This window comes from Mycobacterium sp. (assembly GCF_032162605.1).
In the GTDB taxonomy this organism is placed as follows: Bacteria; Actinomycetota; Actinomycetes; order Mycobacteriales; family Mycobacteriaceae; genus Mycobacterium.
In genome coordinates this window covers 1-21,552 of sequence record NZ_JAVROT010000177.1, presented here as the reverse complement: position 1 = coordinate 21,552, position 21,552 = coordinate 1, and the positions used below count along the sequence as shown (strand labels likewise).

Sequence of the window (21,552 nt, the reverse complement as noted above, 5' to 3'; positions counted from 1 at the left end):
CTGACGATGGCGCGCGATCTGGGCAGCCTCGGCATCCGCGTGCTGGCGATCGCGCCTAGCCTCTTCGCCACCGGCCTCACCAAGGGCATACCCGACGAGTTCGCCAGCGCGCTGACCAAGGATGCGGCATTCCCGAAGCGGCTCGGCAAGCCCGAGGAGTACGCCAAGTTGGCGCTGGCGATCGTGGACAACCCGATGCTCAACGGGCAGTGCATCCGGCTCGACGCGGGACAGCGCTTCGCACCCAAGTAGGGTGATTTCGGCGCGGAAAACCGCGCTCAGCGCGGCTTTCAGCGCCGAAATCACAGGGGGAGGGACCCGATGGCGACCATCGCCACCCAGATGATCAGCGCCTTGGCGCGAAGCGGTGTCCAGCGCGTCTACGGGTTGCCCGGTGACAGTCTCAACGGTTTCACCGACGCGATCCGGCGCTCGGGAGAGATCAGTTGGCAGCACGTGCGGCACGAAGAGACGGCGGCGTTCGCCGCGGCCGCCGACGCAGCACTCACCGGTCAGCTGGCCGTCTGCGCCGGAAGCTGCGGGCCGGGAAACCTCCATCTGATCAACGGGCTCTTCGACGCGCAACGGAGCAGGGTCCCGGTGCTGGCCATCGCCGCACACATTCCGCGCAGCGAGATCGGCTCGGACTACTTTCAGGAGACCCACCCGCAGGACCTCTTCGCCGAATGCAGCGTCTACTGCGAGCTGATCAGCACTCCCGAGATGGCACCACGCATCCTGGAGATGGCGATGCGTGCGGCGATCGAGGAGAACGGTGTCGCGGTGGTCGTCGTTCCCGGCGAGATCTTCCTGGCGCACGCCGCGGAGTCCGGCTGGCTCACCAAGCCGATCCTGCCCACCCGATCAGTGGTGCGACCGCACGACGACGGTCTGCGCCAGGCGGCGGAGATCCTCAACGCCGGCGAGCGGGTCACCATCCTCGGTGGCGCCGGGGTGGCCGGCGCACATGATGCGCTGATCCGCCTCGCAGGCACCCTGAACGCACCGGTCGTGCATGCGCTGCGCGGCAAGGAGTCCATCGAGTACGACAACCCGTTCGACGTCGGCATGACGGGTCTGCTCGGGTTCGCATCGGGCTATAAGGCCATCAAGGAAGCGGACACCCTGCTGATGCTGGGCACCGACTTCCCGTACCAGCAGTTCTATCCCGACAACGCTCGCATCGTGCAGATCGACGTCCGAGGACGAAACCTTGGCCGCCGCACACCTATCGATCTCGGTCTCGTCGGCACGGTCGCCGACACGCTGGAGGCGCTCGCGCCGTTGCTCGTCCAGAAGCCGTCCCGCGAGCACCTCGACCGCTCGCTGCGCCACTACGCCAAGACGCGCAAGAACATGGACGGGTTGGCGGTCAACGACCGCGACAAGAGTCCGATCCGTCCCGAATACGTTGCGGGACTTGCCAATCAATTGGCCGCCGAGGATGCCGTGTTCACCGTCGACGTCGGTTCCCCTGTCGTGTGGGCGGCCAGATACCTGCGGATGAACGGCAGGCGCAGGCTCGTCGGCTCGTTCAACCACGGCACCATGGCGTGCGCGCTGCCCCATGCGATCGGTGCGCAGACGGCCTTTCCTGGCAGACAGGTCGTCGCGTTCGCCGGCGACGGTGGACTGACCATGATGTTCGGTGAGCTGATCACGCTGCTGCAGAACAAGCTGCCGGTGAAGGTGATCGTCTTCAACAACTCGTCGCTGAACTTCGTCGAGTTGGAGATGAAGGCGGCGGGCATCGTCAACTTCGGCACCGAACTCGTCAACCCCGACTTCGCTGCGGTCGGGCGGGCGATGGGGGCGTTCGGACGTCGCGTCGAGCATCCCGGTGAACTGGAGCAGGCGTTGTCGGACGCCTTCGCTCACGACGGACCCGCCATCGTCGACGTGGTGACCGCCCGTCAGGAGCTGTCCATCCCGCCCGCCATCAGTGCCGAACAGGCAAAGGGTTTCTCGCTGTACGCGATCCGGACCATCATGGCAGGGCGTGCCGATGAATTGCTCGACCTGGTCACTACCAACGTGGCGCGCAGGCTTCTGGACTGAACGCGCGGCACAGGCCTGCCTCTCGTACGAGGCCTAGTTTCACGCGGGCCCGTAGTTCATGCAGGGCGAGGCACCGCGGCCTTCGCTCCCTGTCCGATCCACGACGGGATCGCGCGTCTCACGTCGGACGGGCCGGACACCGCAACGCTTCCATCGAGCAGCGCGTGGGACCAGCCGACGTCACCGCGCCAGATCCGCGTTAGCGTCAACAAGCTGGTCGCCACCGTGCCCGCGACCTCGTACCCGGGATCGAAGTCGCAGACGTCGGGCCGCCCGTCGGCCACCACCAGCCACCACCGCGACGCCCTGGCCGCCACCCCGTCGAGCTGAAAGGCGATCGTGGTGCGTGACCGCGGCCACTCGTGGATCGGGACGGTCCGACGGATGTCCCACATCAGCAGGTGCGGGTCGAGGTCGGCCTCACCCAGCTCACCTATCCAGCGGATGCCCCACCGGCCAAGGGCGTCGACCACCTCACCGAGTTCCTGGCCGCACTGGGTCAGCGAATAGTTGGTGCGCCCGTCGATCTCCGATCGTTCCACCACCCCGGCGCGCGTCAGCGCCTTGAGACGTTTCGACAACAGGGCGGGCGACATCTTCGGGACGCCGCGGCGAAGGTCGTTGAAATGCCGACTGCCAAGGAGCAACTCGCGCACGACGAGCAGCGTCCACCGCTCGTCGAGGAGTTCCATGGCCTTCGACATGGGACAGAACTGACCGTATCCGGACACGTCGTCACCTCCAGCCATCACAGACGTCGCCGTCCCGTACAGAACAAAGAAGCCAGTACAGACAAAGAAGCCAGTACAGACATAGAACCAGTACCGGTACAGATCTGTAACTGGATCGCCCACATCTTTGGGCGCGACGATGGCGGCACCAACCTCGAAGGAGCAGCGATGACTGTCGTCGTGCAAGACCGCGAACTCGAAGCCAGGCACCGGGCGTTGTGGGCGCTGGGTGACTACCGGACGATCGCCGACGAACTGGTGGCGCCGTTGGGACCGACTCTGGTCGCGGCCACCGGTGTCGGCGACGGTGACCGCGTGCTCGACGTGGCTGCGGGAACCGGGAACGCCGCGATCGCCGCAGCTGCTGCAGGGGCAGATGTAGTCGCGACCGACCTGTGTCCCCGGCTGCTGGAGCAGGGTCGCGCGAGCGCCACGCAGCGGGGGATCGCGCTGGACTGGCGCGAGGCCAACGCGGAGGCACTGCCCTTCGACGACGGCGAGTTCGACGCCGTGATGTCGTGCATCGGGGTGATGTTCGCGCCGCACCATCAGCAGGCCGCCGACGAGTTGGTGCGGGTGTGTCGTGCCGGGGGGACGATGGGCGTGCTCAGCTGGACGCCCGACGGGTTCATCGGCAAGCTGTTCGCCACCATGAAGCCGTACGTGGCGCCTGCGCCAGCCGGCGTGTCGGCGCCGCCGCTGTGGGGTAGCGAGGACCACGTCCGCCGTCTTCTGCGAGACCGGGTCTCCGACGTGGTGACCGAACGGCGGGGCCTGCCCGTCGACCGTTTCGCAGACGGTGAACGGTTCCGTGACTACTTCAAGGCCAACTACGGGCCGACGATCGCGGCGTACCGCGGCCTCGGCGACGACTCCCAACGGGTGGCGGCCCTCGACGCCGACATCGCCCGCCTCGGCGACGAGGCATTGGCCGGGTCACGGACCATGGAATGGGAGTACCTCCTGGTGGTTGCGACGAAGCGCTGACCGGTTCGCCAGTCGGCGGGCGATCCGGGGTGAGCCCCGGTCTGCGAGTTGGCCCACATGTGCCGACGTCTTTCGGCGGGGTGGAATTGAATCCACAGTTGCGGAGTTCGTCTAGGTAACTACCCAGAAGACGATCGAGGAGCCCACCCCATGTCCGTTCAGTTGAAGACCAATGCTCTGCTGGCGGGCATGGCCACCGGCGGGCTGATCGCAGCCGGTCTCATTGGCCTCGGCGCGCCTACCGCATCCGCCGCGTCCGGATGTTCCGACGTAGAGGTCGTATTCGCCCGTGGCACCGCCGAACCCGTGGGTGTCGGCCGTGAGGGCCAGGCGTTCGTCGACGCGCTCAAAGGCGACGTCAAGGGCAAGGCCGTCGGTGTGTACGCAGTGAACTATCCCGCATCGTATGACTTCATGCAGGCCACGGCAGGCGCCAACGATGCCAGCGCCCACGTCCAAGCCACGGTGGCGGCTTGCCCGGGCACCAAGATCGTGCTCGGTGGCTACTCGCAGGGCGCGGCCGTGATCGACGGCATAACCGGGGACCCGGGCGCGCTGTTCGGCTTGGGCCAGCCAATGCCCGCCGAGGTGGCGAATCACGTTGCCGCCGTGGCCGTGTTCGGCAATCCGTTGAATCGCTTCGGTGGTTCGCTCACCGCGTTGAGCTCCTTGTACGGCGCCAAGACCGTCGACCTCTGCAACGGCGCCGATCCGGTGTGCTCCTCTGGCGACGATCGCCCCGCGCACAGCCTTTACGTCGAGTCCGGATTGACCAGTCAGGCAGCGAGTTTCGCCGCCGATCGGGTCAAGGGGGGCCCAGTTCCTTCCAACGCCTAACTCTCGGCGCCGATGGCCGTCGTCGCTCGCAGGAGCCGCCGCCCGACCGCGGCGACCCTTCTAGCCTCCAGGCGCGGGTGAACGGCGAGCGGATGAACCGCGACGATGAGGGTCACGGTGCCGCGATGGCCGAAGACCGGGGCCGCGATCGTGGCTATCGGGCGCGGATCGCGGGCCTCCTCATCGGTGAACCCGATCATGGTCTCGGCCAGTAGTTGATCCATGATCTGGCGCACGTGGGCGGGTATGCCGTCGCGCTCGAGAGCCCCCATCAACTGGGCAGTCTGCGCGAGGGCGGGCGTGGTGAGATCGACGTCGTAGCCGCGGTCGCGCGTCCGGGCGAGCGCCTGAGCGAGATTGCCGGCCAGCGCAGCGTTGGAGGCCGCCGTTCGCTGAATCCAGGCCCGTTGGCCGTCCGCCGTGTCCCACGCCGCGAAGGCGACGCCGAAGGGCGGGGCATACGGGATCCGCTCTCCCGGACGAGCTGTCGGTGCAGAGGGGTCGGCGCCCTCGTACGCCGTGATGACGAGCGAGTCACCGTGCCGTTCGAGCACCGAGGCCGGGTAGCCGAGTTCGGCAGATAGTTCGATGGCGGCGGCCCGGGCGGCGTGCGCCAGCGAACGCGTCGTGTCGGCCCGGTCGGCCACCGCGGCCAGTGCAGGCCCGAGCGAGAAGGTCTTGTCGACGGGATCACGGGTCACCCACCCGCGATCCCACATCGTCTTCAGGATCGCGTGCACGGTGGCCTGCGTCAGGTCGAGTTCTCTTGTGACGTCAGAGAACCGGAGCCGCTCGTTGCCGGGCCTTGCGAGCAGCTCCACGATGGCGAGTACGCGCTCCGTCGGAGCTGACGTCGAACCTCGAATGCTTGACTCCTAGCTTTCAGGCGGCATACCGTCGGGCGGCCAGGTCGATATTTCGAAAGTATTTCTCGATTATTCGATAAACACAAGCCGAAGGACGGTCTGGATGCGCGCAGTGGTGTTGCGGGACGGTGAGTTGACCGTCCGGGAGACCGCCGACCCGGTGCCCGGCAAAGGCGAGTTCCTGCTGAAGACCCTCAGCACCGCGATCTGTGCGTCGGACGTCCACTTCATGGACCATCCAGACTTGGCGATCGACGATCCCACGGGACGTTCCCTCTACGATCCCGACCGCGACATCGTGCTCGGACACGAGTTCGTCGGCGAGGTCATCGGCTACGGGCCCGGCTGCACCGAGGAGATTGCACTCGGCACCCGAGTCACCTCGATTCCGATCCGACTGGTCAACGGCGGTGCCGACGGCTCGCGGATCATCGGTCAGCATCCCGAATCCCAGGGCAGCTTCGGCGAATTCGTGGTGGTCGCCGAGGCGCTGGCCCGACCCGTCGCGAGTGACGTCTCCAGCGATGCCGTGGCACTCGTCGATGCCTTCGCGGTCGGAGAGTTCTACGTCCGCTCCTCCGAGGTCGCGGCGGGGGAGATTCCGATCGTGATCGGCGCCGGAGCGATCGGACTCTTGGCGGTCGCCGCGCTGGCCAGTCGAGGGGTCGAACCGATCATCGTCTCGGACTTCAACACCGAACGGCGGGAACTGGCCGCGGGATTCGGCGCGCACGTGCTGGTCGACCCAGCCGAGAGATCGCCCCTCGAAGTGTGGCGCGAACTCCGTGCCGAGCGCAACCTCTGGGGACCCTGCGTCATCTTCGAATGCGTCGGCGCCCCTGGGCTGATCCAGAAGATCGTGGAGTCGGCCGACATGGGGACCCGGATCTACTGTGCGGGTGGTTGGTACACCGGAGACACGCTGGACATCACCACCGCAACCCGCCAGGGCGTGACGATCCAGTTCGGCGGCGGGCCCATGCCGCAGGACTGGTACGGCACGCTGGACGCGATCGCCACGGGCCGCCTGGATCCGCTGCCCAGCGTCGGCCAGATCGTCACCCTCGACGGCGTTCCCGAAGCGCTCGACCTGGCCCGCAAGTCCGACGGGCCGCCGCGGATCGTGGTCCACCCGAACGCTGGGGCGAGCGAAGCGACGGGGAATATCGCTGGGGCGAGCGAAGCGACGGGAAACGAAGGAGACCTCACGTGACCGAACGCGAAGACCGCCAGGACATCTCGGAGGTGCTCCTGCGTTACGCCACCGGCATCGACCGTCGGAACTGGGCCCTGTTCCGCACCGCCTTCACCGACGACTGCGAACTGGACTACGGCGAGATCGGCACGTGGCACGGTGTCGACGCCGTCACCGAGTCCATGGAGACGTCGCACGCGATGGCCGGCCACACCATGCACCGGCTGACCAACCAGGTCATCACGGTCGACGGCGACGGGGCCGAGGCGCGCACCTACGTCGACGGTCTGATCGTGTTCGGCGGGGCCGGCTCCGGCGTGAACGCCATCGGGTTCTACGACGACGAGTTCGTCAGGACCGGCGCCGGCTGGCGAATCGCCCGCCGTCGCTTCACCCCGGTGCGCGTCAGCGCGGTAGGAGACGGATCGTGAGTTTCGCCGAGAAGTACGGACCGTGGGCGGTCGTCGCAGGCGCCTCCGACGGTGTCGGTGCCGCGTTCGCCGAAGGGCTGGCCGAGCGCGGCGTGAACGTCGTGCTGCTGGCCCGACGCCAAGCCGTGCTCGTCGAGGTGGCTGCGGGCATCGAAACCAGAACCGGTGTTCGAACCCGAACTGTGGCAGTCGATCTCGCGCAGGCCGGCGCGAGCAAGGTGGTCGCCGACGCCACCGTCGACCTCGACGTGGGTTTCCTGGTCTACTGCGCGGGCGCGGACCCCAACTTCCAGCCGTTCCTGGCCAACCCGGTGTCGACGGCCGAGGCCATGATTCAGCGGAACTGCACCGTCCCCGTGCAGTTGTGTCACCATTTCGCTCCTGCGATGGTTGAGCGCGGCAGCGGCGGGATCGTCGTCTTCGGTTCCGGCGCTGGTTTCGTCGGCGGGCCGAACATGGTCGCGTACGGGGCTACGAAGGCGTTCGACATGGTCTTCGCCGAAGCCTTGTGGGGTGAGCTCCACGACAAGGGCGTCGACGTGCTCGGACTCATCCTCGGCAAGACGGACACCCCTGCCCTGCGACGGCTGGAGCGGGAGATGGGAACGACGGCCACGGAGGACGAGCCGTCAGCGGACGCTGCGACCGTCGAGGAAGTCGTGGCAGCGGCGTTCGAGAACCTGAGCAACGGACCCACGCACTTGGTCGGTGAGACCATGCGGGCCGGCATGCAGATGTTGACCTCGCTGCCGCGCAATGACGCAGTGCAGCTCATGATCGCGGCCAGCGCCGCATCGATGGGCACTGGAAGCAGCTGAGCAGCAACGACTTCGGCAGAATCCCTCGCGGCCGGACGGCCTGGGCGTGACGATGTAAGCCATGCCCGACGATGTCCCGACCCTGACAGACGAAGACCAGACGGCGCTGCAGGGCTGGGTGCGAGCCGCGGGCCTGGGGTCGCAGGTGACCAGCGTCGAACCGCTGACGGGCGGCAGTCAGAACATCGTGGTGCGGTTGCGCATCGACGATCGCCCGATGGTGTTGCGCCGCCCGCCCCAACACCCGCGTCCGACGAGTGACAAGACGATGCTCCGCGAGATCGCGGTCTTGAAGACGCTGGCGGGCACCCCGGTGCCGCATCCCGGATTCATCAGGGGCTGTGAGGACCTCGACGTACTCGGCGTGGTGTTCTACCTGATGGAGGAGGTCGACGGCTTCAACCCGGGGAACGAGATGGCGCAGGCGTACGTCGCGGACCCGATCATGCGACACGACGTCGGCCCGTCCTACGCGGCCAGCCTGGCGCAACTGGGCAACGTTGAGTGGGAGGGCAGCCAGCTGGCGGCGATCCGGCGGCCGGGATCCTTTCTGGCCCGCCAGGTCCCGCAGTTCCTCGGCCTGCTCTCCAGCTACCGCCACGACGCGTACGAGCCCGGGTCGCTGCCCGCGGTGAACGAGCTGGCCGAGTGGCTGGAGGCCAACCGCCCTCCCGACGGCCAGCCGGGAATCATGCACGGCGACTGCCACCTCAACAACGTCCTGCTGCGTCGTGACCGCCCCGAGCTCGCGGCGTTCATCGATTGGGAGATGTGCACGGTCGGGGATCCGCTTCTCGACCTCGGCTGGATGGTGGTTTGCTGGCCGTCCGAACCCAACACCATTGACGCGGGCGCGGAACTGGCTGCGCTCGGTGGCCTCGCGAGTCGACGTGAACTTCTCGACGCGTATTCGGCGGCGGGTGGGCGCAGCACGTCGCGGCTCGACTGGTACGTGGCCCTGGCCTGCTTCAAACTGGGCATCGTCATCGAGGGCACCTGGTCCCGGTATCTGGCCGGGCAGGCCGGCCGGGAAGCCGGGGAGCGGTTGCACGATTCGGCGGCGTCGCTGATCGAGTTGGGTACCCGCGTGACCGAGGGCGACGACCCGTTCGTGTGACCGTCAGCGGTAGGTGTCGAAGCCGAGTTTGACCGCGAGCGCCATGCCCGCGACGGCGATGATCAGCCGCAGCGGTGTTGCCGGGGCGTGCCTGACGATTATCGGTCCCAGCCGAGAGCCGACCAGACACCCGAATCCGAGCGGCACCATCGCCAGCCAGTCGATCGGGGAGAACACGACGAAGATCACTGCCGCAACGGTGTTCGCGACTCCGAGCACCACGTTCTTGGTGGCGTTGGAGTGGGCGAGGGATTCGCTGCCCGTGCGCAGGAAGAGGGCGAGCATCAGCACGCCTGCCGCGGCGCCGAAGAACCCGCCGTACACACAGATCACGAGGATGGCAGCACCCTCCAACGCCGGTCGGTGGCGGCGGACGCCGTCCTGGCGGTCGCGTTGGGGCAGGGCGATCAGCACGGCCGATGCGGCGAGCAGCACCGGTACGACGTTCTCGAAGCCTTCGGAGGGGATGGACAACAGCAGCGCGGCGCCCGCCGCACCGCCGAGCACGGCTATCGGGATCAACCGCTTCAGTGTCGCGCACTGACCGCGTAGCTCGGGTCGCGAGCCCAGGATCGACCCGATGCCGCTGAACACCAGCGCGACGGTGTTGGTGACGTTCGCCGCCACCGGCGGCAGCCCGACGAGAAGAAGAGCCGGATAGGTGGACACCGAAGCCAGCCCGGCGATGCTGCCTACCAGTCCACCAATGATGCCGGCGACGAACAAGAGTGCTGCGTCCAACCAGTTCACGCTTTCCACCAACACCGCGGCCTCATCGGCGATGAACCCTAGTGGAGTCGCGACGACCCAGCAGGGTTGCATCCGCCGCCACCGGACGTCTAGCATCGCGGACGTGCCGAAGCGACTCGTAGTAGCAACCCACGGCGGGGTCTGATTCAGACCGACCCCTCGCTGTGGGTCGTTGCTACACCGTCGGTCAATTCCTCTGGCAAGAGAAGACCGGCATATGCCTTCCACTACTCCCAAGCAATCCGCCATCGGCGCGGCCCCCTCGTTCGCGGCCCAATTCGACTTACCGCTGCCGCCGGAGTTGCGCGAGGAGGCCGATTCAATGTCCACCGATGCGTTCCATGCGAGGTACACCCCGTCGTCGGGTCCTCTGCGGCTCGGCCAATGGCAGTGCGCGGACCCTGAGCGGCCAGCCGGCCGACTCGGCCCTCAGCCCCGCAACTACCAGGCCGCGATCGCGGTCGGTGACCGTATCGGCACCTGCACCGCGGCGGCCACCGGACCGATCGCCGCGCTCACCGCGATGCTCCACGACCGCGGCATCGCCGTCGAGATGTTGAAGTTCCACCAATTCCATGCGAACGGAAACACCGCGACGTTCATCCGCGGCTCGAACGGCACCCGCGACGAGTGGGCGATGGGCTGGTCGGACGATCCGACGCAGTCGGCGCTGCGGGCGATGATCGCCTGCGCGAACCGCCTGCACCTTGGGGACTAACCCGGGGTCTGGCCAGCGGACTGTGCTACCGGTGGGCAACGCAATCCGTCGACGAGCAACTCGAGAAGGCGGTCGCGCTGCGCGGGGTCGCGGTCGGGCTGCTCGCCGATCCATGCGATCGCTGCGGCCATGTCGAGCACGTCCTGCGGCCGGGTGTCGTCACGAAGGTCACCGTGGCGGATCGCGCGCTCCAACAGCGCGGTTCCGCGTCTCGCGCGGCGCGACACGCGCTGTTCTCACCCGTCTTGGACGGGCGGACCAATGTCTCCGCCAGGCCCTTGAAGACGTTGCCCTGCTCGATGTATGCGCTGAGCCAGGCAAGCAGCGCGCGGACGGGATCGGCATCGGCATCGTCCAGCATCCCCGCCGCCAAGTCGCGGATGCCAAGTAGGCCGTCGTCGATGACGGCCACGACCAGCACGTCCCTGGCCGGGAAGTGCCGATAGAGCGTGCCCGGCCCGACGCCCGCAGCCCGAGCGACGTCGTCGAGTGATGCGTTGACTCCCTCGAAGCCGAGGGTGTGGACACCATCGCCGACCTCTGCCTGATCGGCGACGAGGAGCACGTCGCCTCCCCGCTCCGCCGGTTCGCCGACATCGGGGCCACTGAGTTCGTCGCCTCCTCGCACGGTGACGCGGCGACCCGGTCACGGACGTTGGCGCTGATGCAGGCCCTGTCCACCGACGCGGTACTGCGATCTGCCTGAGGTCTTCTGGGCCGTTCGGTCAGCGAAGCGGGCGCAACACGATGGGCAGGCCGTCCATCGGCACCGGCATGCCGCCGTAGTCCCACGTGGCCTGGTAATCGGGCCGTGGGAGCTCGAGCCGGTACTTGCGCAGCAGCCGGTGCATGATCGTCTTCACCTCGAGCTGTCCGAACGTCATGCCGATGCACTTGTGCGAGCCGCCGCCGAAGGGCGTGAAGGCGAAGCGGTGCCTCTTGTGCTCGCTGCGCGGTTCGGCGAACCGATCGGGATCGAACATCATCGGGTCGGTCCAGCACTCCGGCAGCCGATGGTTCATGCCGGGGTAGGCGATGACGTTGGTTCCCTCGGGGATGTAGTGACCGAGCAGTTCGGTGTCGCGGACGGTCCGCCGCATGGCCCACTGCACGGGCGTGACCAACCGGATCGACTCGTTCATGACGAGGTCGAGAGATTCCAGCTTCTCCAGCGAATCGATGTCCAGTGGCCCGTCGCCGAGGCGGTCGGACTCGTCGCGGCAGCGGTCCTGCCACTTGGGATTAGCGGCGAGGTAGTACGCCATGGTGGTCGCCGTCGACGTCGAGGTGTCGTGCGCGGCCATCATCAGGAAGATCATGTGGTTGACGATGTCGGCGTCGGAGAACTTGTTGCCGTCCTCGTCCTCGGTCTGACACAGCACCGATAACAGGTCCGACCCGTCCTTGCCGCGGCGCTCCTTGACGCGCTCCTCGAAGTAGTTCTCGAGCAGCTTGCGCGCCTGCAGGCCACGCCACCAGGTGAACGGCGGAATGCCGGTGCGGATGATGGCGTTCCCTGCGCGCACCGTTGTAGTGAACGCGTTGTTGACCTTGGTCACCAGCTCGTGGTCGCTCCCGGGCTCGTGACCCATGAACACCATCGAGGCGATGTCGAGGGTCATTTGCTTCATCGCCGGATAGAGCAGGAACCTGGGATCGTTGGCGACCCAGTCGTTGGCGACCACCTTCGAGACGACCGAGTCAACCTGCTCGGTGTAGCCGACGAGGCGGGTACGGATGAACGCCTCCTGCATGATTCGCCGGTGGAACATGTGCTCCTCGAAATCGAGCAGCATCAACCCGCGATGGAAGAACGGCCCGATGACCTGGGTCCACATTTGTTGGGAGTAGTCCTTGTTGCGGTTCGCGTAGAGGGCTTGGGCACCATCGGGGCCCAATGCCGTCACCGCGGGCAACACCGGAGAGTCGGCGTAGTAGACCGGACCCTTCGTCTTGTAGAGGTGCATCAGGTAGTCGGGGCCGCCGCGGAACATCTCGACCATGTGACCGAGGACCGGCAGGCCCGCGTCGCCCATCACCGGCTTGAGGCCGCTTCCGGCAGGAGGGTCGGCCAGTGCCGTTCGCTTGAACTGGGTGCGCAACAGCTTCCGCTCGACAGCGCCCATGCCGGGAAAGTTGTTGATCGACGGCGTGAACCGCCGCCTCGCCTGGTCGATCAAATAGTCGGGCGTGCTGATTGTCGCCATCGGCAATCTCCTGGGCTGGGGATGTATGTGGTCGATCTCACTCGACACCTTCATCCTGTAGCTCGTACTTGACGCATGTCAAGTTTTGTCGTGCCGTGTCGTGGATGGGAAGGTTGATCACGATGACCGCCGAATCCGTCCCCAACGAGGCCCGCCGCAGTCGCGGCGACCGGCAGCGTGACGCGATCGTGTCCGCGGTCCGCGAGCTGCTCGAGGTCAAGGCCTTCTCGGACCTGTCGGTCAGCATGATCAGTGAGCGAGCCGGCGTCGCCCGTTCGGGCTTCTACTTCTACTTCGACTCGAAGTACGCGGTGCTCGCCGTCGTCGTCGCGGATGCGATGGCCGAGCTCGACAAGCTGACCCACGACTTCGCGCCGCGCGAGGAGGGGGAGACGCCTGCGGAGTTCGCCAGGCGCATGGTCGGCAGCGCGGCGGCTGTCTTTTCGCACAACGATCCGATCATGAAGGCCTGCACGCTGGCGCAGAACACCGACGCTCAGCTGCGGGACATGATGAACGACTTCTCGGACACGGTCATCGACAAGATCGTCGGACTGGTCAAGCAGGACACCGGTGCACGCCCCATCTCCGACGATCTGCCAGCCCTCGTCCGCACCCTCACCGCGACCACGGCGCTGACGCTGTCCAACGACAGCGCGTTCGTCGGCCGCGATGACGACTCCGCGCGCGCCATCGAGGTGCTCGAACGGCTGTGGCTGAACGCGTTGTGGGGCGGCGGGAGCGTGTCCGGCATCTAGCCCGGTCGGTAGGGTCACCCTCATGGCGCAGGGATTTGCGGGAAAGCGTTGTCTGCTCACCGGTGCGGCCAGCGGGATCGGCCGCGCGACGGCGCTGAAGCTGGCCGCCGACGGCGCCGAGCTGTTCCTCACCGACCGCAACGCCGAAGGCCTGGAGCAGACCGTCGCGGACGCCCGCGCGCTCGGCGGCACGGTGAGCGCACATCGTGCACTCGACATCTCGAACTACGACGAGGTGGCCGCCTTCGCCGCCGACATCCACGCCGAGCACCAGAGCATGGACGTCGTCATGAACATCGCCGGAGTGTCGGCCTGGGGAACGGTGAGCCACCTGACCCATCGCCATTGGGAGTCGATGATCTCGATCAACCTGATGGGACCGATCCACGTCATCGAAACATTCGTTCCGCCAATGGTTCTCGCCGGCAACGGTGGTCACCTGGTCAACGTCTCATCCGCTGCCGGCCTGGTCGCACTGCCGTGGCACGCTGCCTACAGCGCCAGCAAGTACGGCCTGCGGGGCCTGTCCGAGGTGCTGCGCTTCGACCTGGCCCGCCACGGCATCGGCGTGTCGGTCGTCGTGCCGGGCGCAGTCAAGACGCCGCTGGTGCAGACCGTCGAGATCGCAGGCGTGGATCGCGAACACCCGCAGGTGCGCAAGTGGGTGGACCGATTCGGTGGGCACGCCGTCTCGCCGGAGGTGGTGGCCGACAAGATCCTTCGCGGCGTCACCCGCAACCGGTACCTCATCTACACCTCCGGCGACATCCGGGCGCTATACGCGTTCAAGCGCTTCGCCTGGTGGCCCTACAGCGTCGCGATGCGACGGGTGAACGTCATCTTCACCCGCGCACTGCGGCCATCTAAGACCGGTTGAGGCCGAGCGCGTCGGTCATCGTGAAGAACAGATCGCTCTGATCGGTCAGGGCCACCACGTTGGCCGCCCGCGGACCGAACGCCGCCACGCGCAGCTGGGTTCCGGTATGCGGTTGGTCCTGCACCTCGACGTCGGTCGACGAGCCGTAGTTGACGGTCATCTCGGCGTCGTCGGCGGTGGTCAGCTTGCGGGTCAGCCCCGGGTACACGATGTCGCGGACCCGTTCGATCGGCAGCTTGGCGTCTTCGGCGACCCCACGCAGATCGTCCTCGGAGACGTTGTCGACGATCTGGCTGGTGTGCGCATGGTCGGCCGTCGCGATCACCAGGGTGTTGCCGTCCTTCTTCGCGAAGTCGAGCGCCGCCTGGATGGCTTCGTCGAAGGCCACCGTCTCACCGATCTGACCGCACGGATTTGCCGCGCGGTCCTGCTTGTCGATCGAGGCGCTCTCGACCTGTAGGAAGAAGCCCTTGTCCTTACCCTTGTCGCTGCCGCCGAGGACATCGATGGTCTTCTTCGTCATGGCGGCCAACTCCGGACCTCCGCGCCCCGTTCGGAATTGTCCTCGCACTTCGCCGCGGGTTGCAGATAGCCCTGCCGGACCGCCACGGGACCCGTCCAGCTCACCGGCATGTTGCCCTCGGCGAATAGGCCGAGCAGCGGGGCGTCCTGGTCGGCCTTGGAGAATCCGTTCAATTCACTTGCGGTACGGACGATCTGGAATCCGCGTTCCTTGGCCTGAACTTCCAGCGTCCTGCCCTTGAAGGCGCCACCGTTGGCAGTTTGGGCGAAGGTCTCGGCTCCGCCGCCCATGGTGATGTCGGGGTGCGCGGCCAGCAGTTGCTCGGTCACCGATCCCGGCCCGCCGTTCTCCAGCGCTTCGGGCTTGCAGTCCTCGGCGGTTTCCTCAGGCCCGTAGCAATCGCGTTCGGTGATGTGGGAGAACAGTGCCGCCGGCGTCGCGTCCTGGATCTCGGAGGTGGTGATGTCGCCGGTCGCGCGGCCCTGCGCGATCGCGAGTTCGAGGATCGTCTTCTGGGTGCGCCCTTGATGTCGATGCCGAGGGCGCCGTTGTAGGTCTTGGTCCCCGTGGACCAGGACGTCGCACTGGCGGCCGAATCGGTGACGTAGTTGGGCTTGCCGTTCTTCTGGAGTGCGTAGGTGGTGTACTGCCCGGTCAGTGGGAGGGCGTCGAGGCCGCTGAAGGCCCGGGTCACGGTGTCCCCGTTGGATGCCTTTTCGGTGTCGCTGCCGCAGGCCGCCAGCGGTAGCACCGCCACCGCGCCGACGACCACTGCCACCTTGAGATATGCGCTCTTCGACAACTGAAGACTCCTCGTTCGCTGGGCATCGCCTGGGAGATTGGGCGTGAGACCTCGGTGAACGGCTGCTTATGCCAACGCGAACAATCAGCGCTTGCCCCAGTCCCACGGCGGCGCCGTCAGCATGGTCTGGCCGGTCACCAGCGTCTCGCCCCACTCCTTGAAGAGTTCGATCTCGCTTGAGTCGTCGGTGTCGAGCTGGTCGCGCATGGCGTGCGAATGGGTGACGACCACGACCTGGGTTCCTGCCTCGGCCGCGCGGATCATGGTTGCGAGCGGTACCAACAGGTCGGGGTGCAGCGAGGTCTCCGGCTCGTTGAGCACCATCAGAGAAGGAGGCCGGGGACTCAATAGGGCTGCGGCCCACAGCAGGAATCGCAATGTGCCGTCCGATAATTCGGCGGCGCGCAGCGCCCGCAGCATGCCCCGCTGATGCAGTTGCAGTTCGAAGAGGCCGTCGTGCACCGCGACCGACACCTTGGCCCCGTCGAACGCGTCGGCGATCGCGCGGGGCAGCTCGTCGAACCCGGCCTCGACGATCGTCTGGATCGCGGCGGCCAGGTCGCCGCCGTCGTCGGACAGCACCGGGGTGCGGGTGCCGACGCGTGGGCGACGTGCCGGTGCGTCGGCGTCGACCCGGAACCCGTCGTAGAACCGCCAGTCGCGCAGTCGATCCCGGACGGTCGCAAGTTCGGGCAGCGCCCCTCGGTGGGCGTACTCGGCGAGCACGCTGCGGTACGGCGGCAGCGATCTGGTCAGTTCCTCGAAGCCGCGGCCGGACTCCGCTGCGACCTCGGCGTAGTCGCGGCCCCTGCGGACCAGGGCCGAGCTGGGCCGCAGCCGTGGTCCCGCGAAGACGGCTTCGCGCTTGATCTCGGGGTCGCGGGCGAAGAACGAGCCTGGCCCCGCGTGCTGGGGCAGGCCGAGGTCGATCAGGTAGCCGAAATCATCTGAGGCGAAACCGAGTTCGAGAGATACGGGCCGGGTTCGCGTGGTGCCCTGACTCTGCCCGGTGCGGCGCGCTCCGTCCACCTGTTCGGGACCGGCCCAGAGCACCGACTCGAGCCCGCCCTCGCGGGCCAGTGAACCGGTTACCTCACCGCGGCCGCAGTCGGCCAACAACCGCAGCGCCCGGTACACCGACGACTTGCCCGTGCCGTTGGCGCCGGTGACGACGGTGAGGCCCGTCAGCGGCACGACGACCTCGCGCATCGACCGGTAGCCACGGATCGCGACGGTATGCAGCATGGCTCGACGTTAGGCGGGAGTGGTGACAGCCGGCGCATTCGATTGCGGCATGGCTAGTTCCAGCCGGACGCCGAGCAGTCGCACCGGGCGATCGATGTCGAACTGATCGAAGACCGCCAACGCGGTGTCGACGATCGCCGACTCATCGGTGCTCGCGGCGGAAAGCTTGCGGATCTTGGTGCGGGTGAAGAATGTCTTGGTGCGTACGGTCACCGCGACCCGGGTGACCGTTCGGCCCTGTTCGACGACCTCGTCGAGCGTCCTGCGAGCCAGGTCGACTACCGCGGTGTCCATCTCGACCCGGTCGGTGAGGTCCTGCGGGAAGGTGATGACGTGGCTGCGCGACCTCGGCACCCACGGCTCGGCGCTGACGTGGGTGTCACCACCGCCCTTGGCCAGGAGCAGGATCCACAGGCCGGTCGTGGGCCCGAAGGTTGACGTCAGGAGTGTGGCGTCGGTGGCCGCCAGGTCGGCGACCGTCGTGATGTCCTGCCCGGCCAGTTTCTTGGCGGTTTTGGGGCCGACCCCCCAGAGCGCGTCGACGCTTCGGTCGCCCATGACTGCCATCCAGTTGTCGTCGGTGAGCCGGTAAACGCCCGCGGGCTTGCCGAATCCCGTCGCGACCTTGGCCCGCTGCTTGTTGTCGCTGATGCCGACCGAGCACGACAGCCCGGTCTCGGCCTCGATGACAGTACGGATGCGCTCCGCCAGAACGAAGGGGTCCTCGACGTCGGCGCCGAGGTAGGCCTCGTCCCAGCCCCACACTTCCAGGGGATGACCGAGATCCCGGAGCAGTCCCATCACCTGTTCGGACGCCTCGTCGTACGCGGCGGGGTCAGAAGGCAGGAACGTGGCGTCGGGACACTTGCGGGCGGCGGTGCGCAACGGCATGCCCGCGTGCACGCCGAACTCGCGCGCCTCGTAGGACGCACAGGTCACCACCTTGCGCGGCTCACCCGGGTCACCGTTGCCGCCGACGATGACCGGAAGGCCGACCAGTTCGGGGCGACGGCGCAGTTCGACCGATGCGAGGAACTGGTCGAGGTCGACGTGCAGGACCCAGCTCTTGCCCATGGCGCTCACCGCCCGCAGAGCTTGCGCGCCACGCTCTCCCACGCATCGCCCTGCACCTCGAGGCTGCGCCGCAGATCGATCACCTGGTGGGTGACGGTGTCGGCGTCCAGCAGTGCCAACAGCGCTTCGGCCTGCGCATCGAGATCACCGGTGGTGCCTGCGGCATCGAGCAGCATCCGGACGTGTGTGTGGTGCAGTGTCGATGGCGCGTTGAATTGCGTCTGCGGGTCGCGACCCGCATCGGACAGCAGAGCCCGGTGGTCCCACGTGAAGCGCAGCCGCTCGCGTCCGTAGGCCAGCAGTCGTTCCAACGGCGGCGCACCCGGGCCCAGGGGCGGAGGGCCGAACATGAACGCCTGCTGTTCGACCTTCTCGTCCTCGTCGAGGAGCACGATCATGAGGCCTGCGCGACTTCCGAAGCGTCGAAACAGCGTGCCTTTGCCGACGCCCGCGGCGGTGGCCACGTCGTCCATCGTGACGGCCTCGGCGCCGTACTCCGAGATCAGCCAGCGGGCAGCGTCGAGCAGAAGTGCGCGGTTGCGGGCCGCGTCGCCACGCTCCGACGGCGTGGAGTCGGAGACCGGGAGCCCGGCCAGCCCGTCGGTGACGCTCATACCTGCACTTTAACTCAACCGGAATGAATCGGACCATAGTCCGGTTGAGCTGTACAAGGATCGTCGCGAGTCATAGAAGGGGCTGAGGAACATGTCGGACAACAAGGTCTTGGTACTGGTGGGCAGTCTGCGCGCGGCGTCGGTGAACAGGCAACTCGCCGAGGTGGCCATCGAGGCCGCCCCCGACGGCGTGACGTTGCAGCTGTTCGACCGGCTGGGCGAGCTGCCGTTCTACAACGAGGACATCGACGGGGACCCGGAAGATGGCGGAGTGCCCGAGCCCGTCCAGGCGCTGCGCCTGGCCGCGGCCGAAGCGGACGCCGCACTCGTCGTCACGCCCGAGTACAACGGCAGCATCCCCGGAGTGCTGAAGAACGCCATCGACTGGTTGTCTCGACCCTTCGGCGACAGTGCTCTCAAGGACAAGCCGCTTGCGGTCGTCGGCACGTCGCTGGGCCAGTTCGGCGGCGTCTGGGCGCACGACGAGACGCGCAAGTCCTTCGGCATCGCCGGTCCTCGCGTGGTCGAGGACGTGAAGCTGTCCGTGCCCGGGAAGGTCCTCGACGGCAAGCATCCGCGGGAGAACGCCGAGGTGACCGCAAGCGTGCGCGAGGTCGTGGAGAAGCTGGCCGCTGCGGTCGCCTGAGCCCGTTCGAGGCCAAGCCGCCGACGTGCCCGATGCGGGTGCGTCGGCGGCTTTGCTGTTGGTGGACGTTCCGGTCAGCCTGTCGGTGGTCGGTGTTATACAGGTGTCCGTGGCGTGACGCGTCCGGTTTGTGAGATGCGACACGCCGATGGGAGGCGAATTCATGCGCTTACGACCAGGGAATTCCATCGATGTCGTTCAGAACATCTTGTATCTCTTCTGGATGTCGGACACTAGGTGTAGTGTTCTGCAGACCGACAGACCCCCACGGTATCCGTACCGGCTCAGGTCGGCCGGAGCTCGCGAATCCTGCAGGTCGGTTCACTCGACGGCCGGTCGAGCAGCTCCGGACGGCAGGAATTTAACGGGTCTCCGGACCGCTGAACCGTAGTAGCCAGTTAGTCCAGTTTCCGCAGAGGAGCCGTGCCGAAGATGACTCAGCCGTCGATCACCGTCTACACCAAGCCCGCTTGCGTGCAGTGCAACGCCACCTACAAGGCGCTGGACAAGCAGGGCATCGATTACGAGGTCGTCGACATCACCGAGGTGTCCGAGGCCCGTGACTACGTCATGGCGCTCGGTTACCTACAGGCGCCCGTCGTCGTGGCGGGCAACGAGCACTGGTCGGGCTTCCGCCCCGACCGGATCAAGTCGCTGTCCGGGGTAGCGGTCGCAGTCACTGCATAACGGATATCCGGCGGGCAGGCAGGAGGGGACTCGTGGAAAGGGTTGGGTGCAATCTCGTCTACTTCTCCAGCGTCTCGGAGAACACCCGCCGCTTCGTCGAGAAGCTGGATCTGCCCGCCATCCGGATTCCGCTGCGCGAACGCATCGAGGTTGCCGAGCCCTACGTGCTGGTGCTGCCCACCTACGGGGGCGGGCACGCGAACGGGCCCGACCCCGGCCAGAAAGGTCTAGCCGGGGGATACGTCCCCAAACAGGTCATCGCCTTCTTGAACAACGAACACAACCGGTCGTTGCTGCGCGGCGTCATCGCCGCGGGCAACACGAACTTCGGCGCCGAATTCGGCTACGCGGGTGACGTCGTCTCCCGCAAGTGCGGCGTGCCATACCTCTATCGCTTCGAATTGATGGGCACCACGGACGACGTCATCGCCGTCCGCGCGGGCCTCATCGATTTTTGGGCCGAATCCCGGAAGGACCAGCCGTGCCACCAACCGCCACAGCTACAGAACACGTAACCTCCGGCGCGCACGCGCTGCCAGGGGAGACGGACTACCATGCGCTCAACGCGATGCTGAACCTCTACGACGCCGACGGCAAGATCCAGTTCGATAAGGATCGCGAAGCGGCGAACCAGTACTTCCTGCAGCACGTCAATCAGAACACGGTGTTCTTCCACAACCAGGATGAGAAGCTCGACTACCTGGTCAAGGAGAACTACTACGAGCGCGAGGTGCTCGACCAGTACTCGCGCAACTTCGTCAAGACGCTGCTCGACCGGGCGTATGCGAAGAAGTTCCGGTTCCCGACGTTCCTCGGAGCGTTCAAGTACTACACCTCCTACACGCTGAAGACGTTCGACGGGAAGCGCTACCTCGAGCGCTTCGAGGATCGCGTGGTCATGGTGTCGCTGACGCTGGCCTCTGGTGACACCGCGCTGGCCGAGAAGCTGGTCGACGAGATCATCGACGGCCGGTTCCAGCCGGCCACCCCCACGTTCCTCAACTCGGGCAAGAAGCAGCGCGGCGAGCCCGTCAGCTGCTTCCTGTTGCGCATCGAGGACAACATGGAGTCCATCGGACGCTCCATCAACTCAGCGCTGCAGCTCTCCAAGCGCGGCGGCGGAGTTGCCTTGCTGCTCAGCAACATTCGCGAGCACGGCGCGCCGATCAAGAACATCGAGAACCAGTCATCGGGCGTGATCCCGATCATGAAGCTGCTGGAGGATTCGTTCTCCTACGCCAACCAGCTGGGCGCACGCCAGGGCGCAGGCGCGGTGTACCTGCAGGCGCACCACCCCGACATCTACCGCTTCCTCGACACCAAGCGGGAGAACGCCGACGAGAAGATCCGCATCAAGACCCTCAGCCTTGGCGTGGTGATCCCGGACATCACGTTCGAGCTCGCCAAGCGCAACGAGGACATGTACCTGTTCTCGCCGTACGACGTCGAGCGGGTTTACGGCACGCCGTTCGCCGACATCTCGGTCACCGAGAAGTACTACGAGATGGTCGACGACGCGCGGATCCGCAAGACCAAGATCAAGGCGCGCGAGTTCTTCCAGACGCTGGCGGAGCTCCAGTTCGAGTCGGGCTACCCGTACATCATGTACGA

General features: G+C 66.6%; 23 protein-coding genes and 2 pseudogenes. 15 read left to right on the top strand and 10 right to left on the bottom strand.

The genetic code is table 11. The annotated features are described in order from the left end of the window. Both QOI01_RS11095 and poxB read left to right on the top strand, forming a co-directional pair. A partial coding sequence (locus QOI01_RS11095; RefSeq protein ID WP_526380795.1) for an SDR family oxidoreductase occupies nucleotides 1–252 on the top strand: 252 nt, incomplete at its 5' end. Between the two features lie 69 nt (nucleotides 253–321). After that, nucleotides 322–2,058: a ubiquinone-dependent pyruvate dehydrogenase gene (poxB, locus tag QOI01_RS11090; protein ID WP_526380793.1), complete on the top strand. Its 1,737-nt coding sequence runs from the start codon at nucleotides 322–324 to the stop codon at nucleotides 2,056–2,058. A gap of 56 nt (nucleotides 2,059–2,114) precedes the next feature. Here poxB and QOI01_RS11085 read toward each other — a convergent pair whose 3' ends face one another. Further along, nucleotides 2,115–2,789, bottom strand: a complete 675-nt coding sequence (locus QOI01_RS11085) for a winged helix-turn-helix transcriptional regulator (RefSeq protein WP_526380791.1) — start codon at nucleotides 2,787–2,789, stop codon at nucleotides 2,115–2,117. A gap of 168 nt (nucleotides 2,790–2,957) precedes the next feature. Between QOI01_RS11085 and QOI01_RS11080 the strand changes: the two genes are divergently transcribed. Next, nucleotides 2,958–3,776 (top strand): methyltransferase domain-containing protein, encoded by an 819-nt coding sequence (locus QOI01_RS11080; protein WP_526380790.1) that lies wholly within the window; start codon nucleotides 2,958–2,960, stop codon nucleotides 3,774–3,776. Nucleotides 3,777–3,926: 150 nt separating this feature from the next. Continuing rightward, on the top strand, nucleotides 3,927–4,613 hold the full coding sequence (locus QOI01_RS11075; protein WP_526380788.1) for a cutinase family protein: 687 nt from the start codon (nucleotides 3,927–3,929) through the stop codon (nucleotides 4,611–4,613). Here QOI01_RS11075 and QOI01_RS11070 read toward each other — a convergent pair. Further along, entirely contained in the window at nucleotides 4,610–5,479 is an 870-nt protein-coding gene (locus QOI01_RS11070; RefSeq protein WP_526380803.1) for a helix-turn-helix domain-containing protein, read from the bottom strand. The two genes, QOI01_RS11075 and QOI01_RS11070, sit on opposite strands and share 4 nt — an antisense overlap. Before the next feature lie 112 nt (nucleotides 5,480–5,591). Here QOI01_RS11070 and QOI01_RS11065 point away from each other — a divergent pair, with 112 nt between their 5' ends. From QOI01_RS11065 to QOI01_RS11050, 4 genes are all read left to right on the top strand, one after another. After that, nucleotides 5,592–6,692 carry a zinc-binding dehydrogenase gene (locus tag QOI01_RS11065; protein ID WP_526380801.1) on the top strand — a complete coding sequence of 367 codons (1,101 nt, stop codon included), beginning with the start codon at nucleotides 5,592–5,594 and terminating at the stop codon, nucleotides 6,690–6,692. Then, on the top strand, nucleotides 6,689–7,105 hold the full coding sequence (locus tag QOI01_RS11060) for a nuclear transport factor 2 family protein (RefSeq protein ID WP_526380786.1): 417 nt from the start codon (nucleotides 6,689–6,691) through the stop codon (nucleotides 7,103–7,105). Before QOI01_RS11065 ends, QOI01_RS11060 begins: the two co-directional genes overlap by 4 nt. Further along, the gene (locus QOI01_RS11055; protein WP_526380784.1) at nucleotides 7,102–7,923 is read left to right on the top strand and encodes an SDR family NAD(P)-dependent oxidoreductase; all 822 of its coding nucleotides are present in this window, start codon (nucleotides 7,102–7,104) and stop codon (nucleotides 7,921–7,923) included. Before QOI01_RS11060 ends, QOI01_RS11055 begins: the two co-directional genes overlap by 4 nt. 61 nt (nucleotides 7,924–7,984) lie before the next feature. Beyond that, nucleotides 7,985–9,040: a phosphotransferase family protein gene (locus QOI01_RS11050; RefSeq protein WP_526380782.1), complete on the top strand. Its 1,056-nt coding sequence runs from the start codon at nucleotides 7,985–7,987 to the stop codon at nucleotides 9,038–9,040. A gap of 3 nt (nucleotides 9,041–9,043) precedes the next feature. On the opposite strand, the gene QOI01_RS11045 is transcribed toward QOI01_RS11050, so the two are convergent. Then, nucleotides 9,044–9,790 carry a sulfite exporter TauE/SafE family protein gene (locus tag QOI01_RS11045; RefSeq protein WP_526380799.1) on the bottom strand — a complete coding sequence of 249 codons (747 nt, stop codon included), beginning with the start codon at nucleotides 9,788–9,790 and terminating at the stop codon, nucleotides 9,044–9,046. Nucleotides 9,791–10,007: 217 nt separating this feature from the next. Between QOI01_RS11045 and QOI01_RS11040 the strand changes: the two genes are divergently transcribed. Next, nucleotides 10,008–10,508, top strand: coding sequence for a homocitrate synthase (locus QOI01_RS11040; protein WP_526380780.1), 501 nt, complete (start codon nucleotides 10,008–10,010; stop codon nucleotides 10,506–10,508). On the opposite strand, the gene QOI01_RS11035 is transcribed toward QOI01_RS11040, so the two are convergent. The 3 genes and pseudogenes from QOI01_RS11035 to QOI01_RS11025 form a co-directional block, all read right to left on the bottom strand. Next, nucleotides 10,505–10,735, bottom strand: coding sequence for an SbtR family transcriptional regulator (locus QOI01_RS11035; protein ID WP_526380778.1), 231 nt, complete (start codon nucleotides 10,733–10,735; stop codon nucleotides 10,505–10,507). The genes QOI01_RS11040 and QOI01_RS11035 overlap by 4 nt on opposite strands. A gap of 218 nt (nucleotides 10,736–10,953) precedes the next feature. Beyond that, nucleotides 10,954–11,073: pseudogene (locus tag QOI01_RS11030) on the bottom strand (hypothetical protein); the annotation flags it as partial. Between the two features lie 160 nt (nucleotides 11,074–11,233). After that, on the bottom strand, nucleotides 11,234–12,715 hold the full coding sequence (locus tag QOI01_RS11025; RefSeq protein ID WP_526380776.1) for a cytochrome P450: 1,482 nt from the start codon (nucleotides 12,713–12,715) through the stop codon (nucleotides 11,234–11,236). Nucleotides 12,716–12,837: 122 nt separating this feature from the next. Between QOI01_RS11025 and QOI01_RS11020 the strand changes: the two genes are divergently transcribed. Together QOI01_RS11020 and QOI01_RS11015 are read left to right on the top strand one after the other, a co-directional pair. Next, complete coding sequence (locus QOI01_RS11020) at nucleotides 12,838–13,473, top strand: TetR/AcrR family transcriptional regulator (protein ID WP_526380774.1); 636 nt, start codon at nucleotides 12,838–12,840, stop codon at nucleotides 13,471–13,473. Nucleotides 13,474–13,495: 22 nt separating this feature from the next. Then, nucleotides 13,496–14,350, top strand: coding sequence for an SDR family oxidoreductase (locus tag QOI01_RS11015; protein ID WP_526380772.1), 855 nt, complete (start codon nucleotides 13,496–13,498; stop codon nucleotides 14,348–14,350). On the opposite strand, the pseudogene phoA reads toward QOI01_RS11015, so the two are convergent. From phoA to QOI01_RS10995, 4 genes and pseudogenes are all read right to left on the bottom strand, one after another. Then, a pseudogene (phoA, locus tag QOI01_RS11010) lies at nucleotides 14,337–15,555 on the bottom strand (alkaline phosphatase); the annotation flags it as partial. The gene QOI01_RS11015 and the pseudogene phoA overlap by 14 nt on opposite strands. 204 nt (nucleotides 15,556–15,759) lie before the next feature. Beyond that, complete coding sequence (locus QOI01_RS11005; protein ID WP_526380770.1) at nucleotides 15,760–16,920, bottom strand: AAA family ATPase; 1,161 nt, start codon at nucleotides 16,918–16,920, stop codon at nucleotides 15,760–15,762. A 9-nt stretch (nucleotides 16,921–16,929) separates the two neighbouring features. Next, entirely contained in the window at nucleotides 16,930–17,994 is a 1,065-nt protein-coding gene (locus tag QOI01_RS11000) for a DNA polymerase IV (RefSeq protein ID WP_526380797.1), read from the bottom strand. Between the two features lie 5 nt (nucleotides 17,995–17,999). Then, nucleotides 18,000–18,608, bottom strand: coding sequence for a TetR/AcrR family transcriptional regulator (locus QOI01_RS10995; RefSeq protein WP_526380768.1), 609 nt, complete (start codon nucleotides 18,606–18,608; stop codon nucleotides 18,000–18,002). Between the two features lie 91 nt (nucleotides 18,609–18,699). Between QOI01_RS10995 and QOI01_RS10990 the strand changes: the two genes are divergently transcribed. The 4 genes from QOI01_RS10990 to QOI01_RS10975 form a co-directional block, all read left to right on the top strand. Then, entirely contained in the window at nucleotides 18,700–19,254 is a 555-nt protein-coding gene (locus QOI01_RS10990; protein WP_526380766.1) for an NADPH-dependent FMN reductase, read from the top strand. A 432-nt stretch (nucleotides 19,255–19,686) separates the two neighbouring features. Next, the gene (locus tag QOI01_RS10985) at nucleotides 19,687–19,941 is read left to right on the top strand and encodes a redoxin NrdH (protein WP_526380764.1); all 255 of its coding nucleotides are present in this window, start codon (nucleotides 19,687–19,689) and stop codon (nucleotides 19,939–19,941) included. Between the two features lie 32 nt (nucleotides 19,942–19,973). Further along, nucleotides 19,974–20,456 carry a class Ib ribonucleoside-diphosphate reductase assembly flavoprotein NrdI gene (gene nrdI / locus QOI01_RS10980; protein ID WP_526380762.1) on the top strand — a complete coding sequence of 161 codons (483 nt, stop codon included), beginning with the start codon at nucleotides 19,974–19,976 and terminating at the stop codon, nucleotides 20,454–20,456. Next, a partial coding sequence (locus QOI01_RS10975) for a ribonucleotide reductase barrel domain-containing protein (RefSeq protein ID WP_526380760.1) occupies nucleotides 20,423–21,552 on the top strand: 1,130 nt, incomplete at its 3' end. The genes nrdI and QOI01_RS10975, both read left to right, overlap by 34 nt.

Excerpts from the sequence above, each read along its gene's own strand:
- QOI01_RS11080 (WP_526380790.1), top strand. The coding sequence starts at position 2,958 with ATGACTGTCGTCGTGCAAGACCGCGAACTCGAAGCCAGGCACCGGGCG.
- QOI01_RS10985 (WP_526380764.1), top strand. The coding sequence starts at position 19,687 with ATGACTCAGCCGTCGATCACCGTCTACACCAAGCCCGCTTGCGTGCAG.
- QOI01_RS11005 (WP_526380770.1), bottom strand. The coding sequence starts at position 16,920 with ATGCTGCATACCGTCGCGATCCGTGGCTACCGGTCGATGCGCGAGGTC.
- QOI01_RS10990 (WP_526380766.1), top strand. The coding sequence starts at position 18,700 with ATGTCGGACAACAAGGTCTTGGTACTGGTGGGCAGTCTGCGCGCGGCG.
- QOI01_RS11050 (WP_526380782.1), top strand. The coding sequence starts at position 7,985 with ATGCCCGACGATGTCCCGACCCTGACAGACGAAGACCAGACGGCGCTG.
- QOI01_RS11000 (WP_526380797.1), bottom strand. The coding sequence starts at position 17,994 with ATGGGCAAGAGCTGGGTCCTGCACGTCGACCTCGACCAGTTCCTCGCA.
- QOI01_RS11020 (WP_526380774.1), top strand. The coding sequence starts at position 12,838 with ATGACCGCCGAATCCGTCCCCAACGAGGCCCGCCGCAGTCGCGGCGAC.
- QOI01_RS11025 (WP_526380776.1), bottom strand. The coding sequence starts at position 12,715 with ATGGCGACAATCAGCACGCCCGACTATTTGATCGACCAGGCGAGGCGG.
- poxB (WP_526380793.1), top strand. The coding sequence starts at position 322 with ATGGCGACCATCGCCACCCAGATGATCAGCGCCTTGGCGCGAAGCGGT.
- QOI01_RS10995 (WP_526380768.1), bottom strand. The coding sequence starts at position 18,608 with ATGAGCGTCACCGACGGGCTGGCCGGGCTCCCGGTCTCCGACTCCACG.
- QOI01_RS11075 (WP_526380788.1), top strand. The coding sequence starts at position 3,927 with ATGTCCGTTCAGTTGAAGACCAATGCTCTGCTGGCGGGCATGGCCACC.
- QOI01_RS11040 (WP_526380780.1), top strand. The coding sequence starts at position 10,008 with ATGCCTTCCACTACTCCCAAGCAATCCGCCATCGGCGCGGCCCCCTCG.
- QOI01_RS11015 (WP_526380772.1), top strand. The coding sequence starts at position 13,496 with ATGGCGCAGGGATTTGCGGGAAAGCGTTGTCTGCTCACCGGTGCGGCC.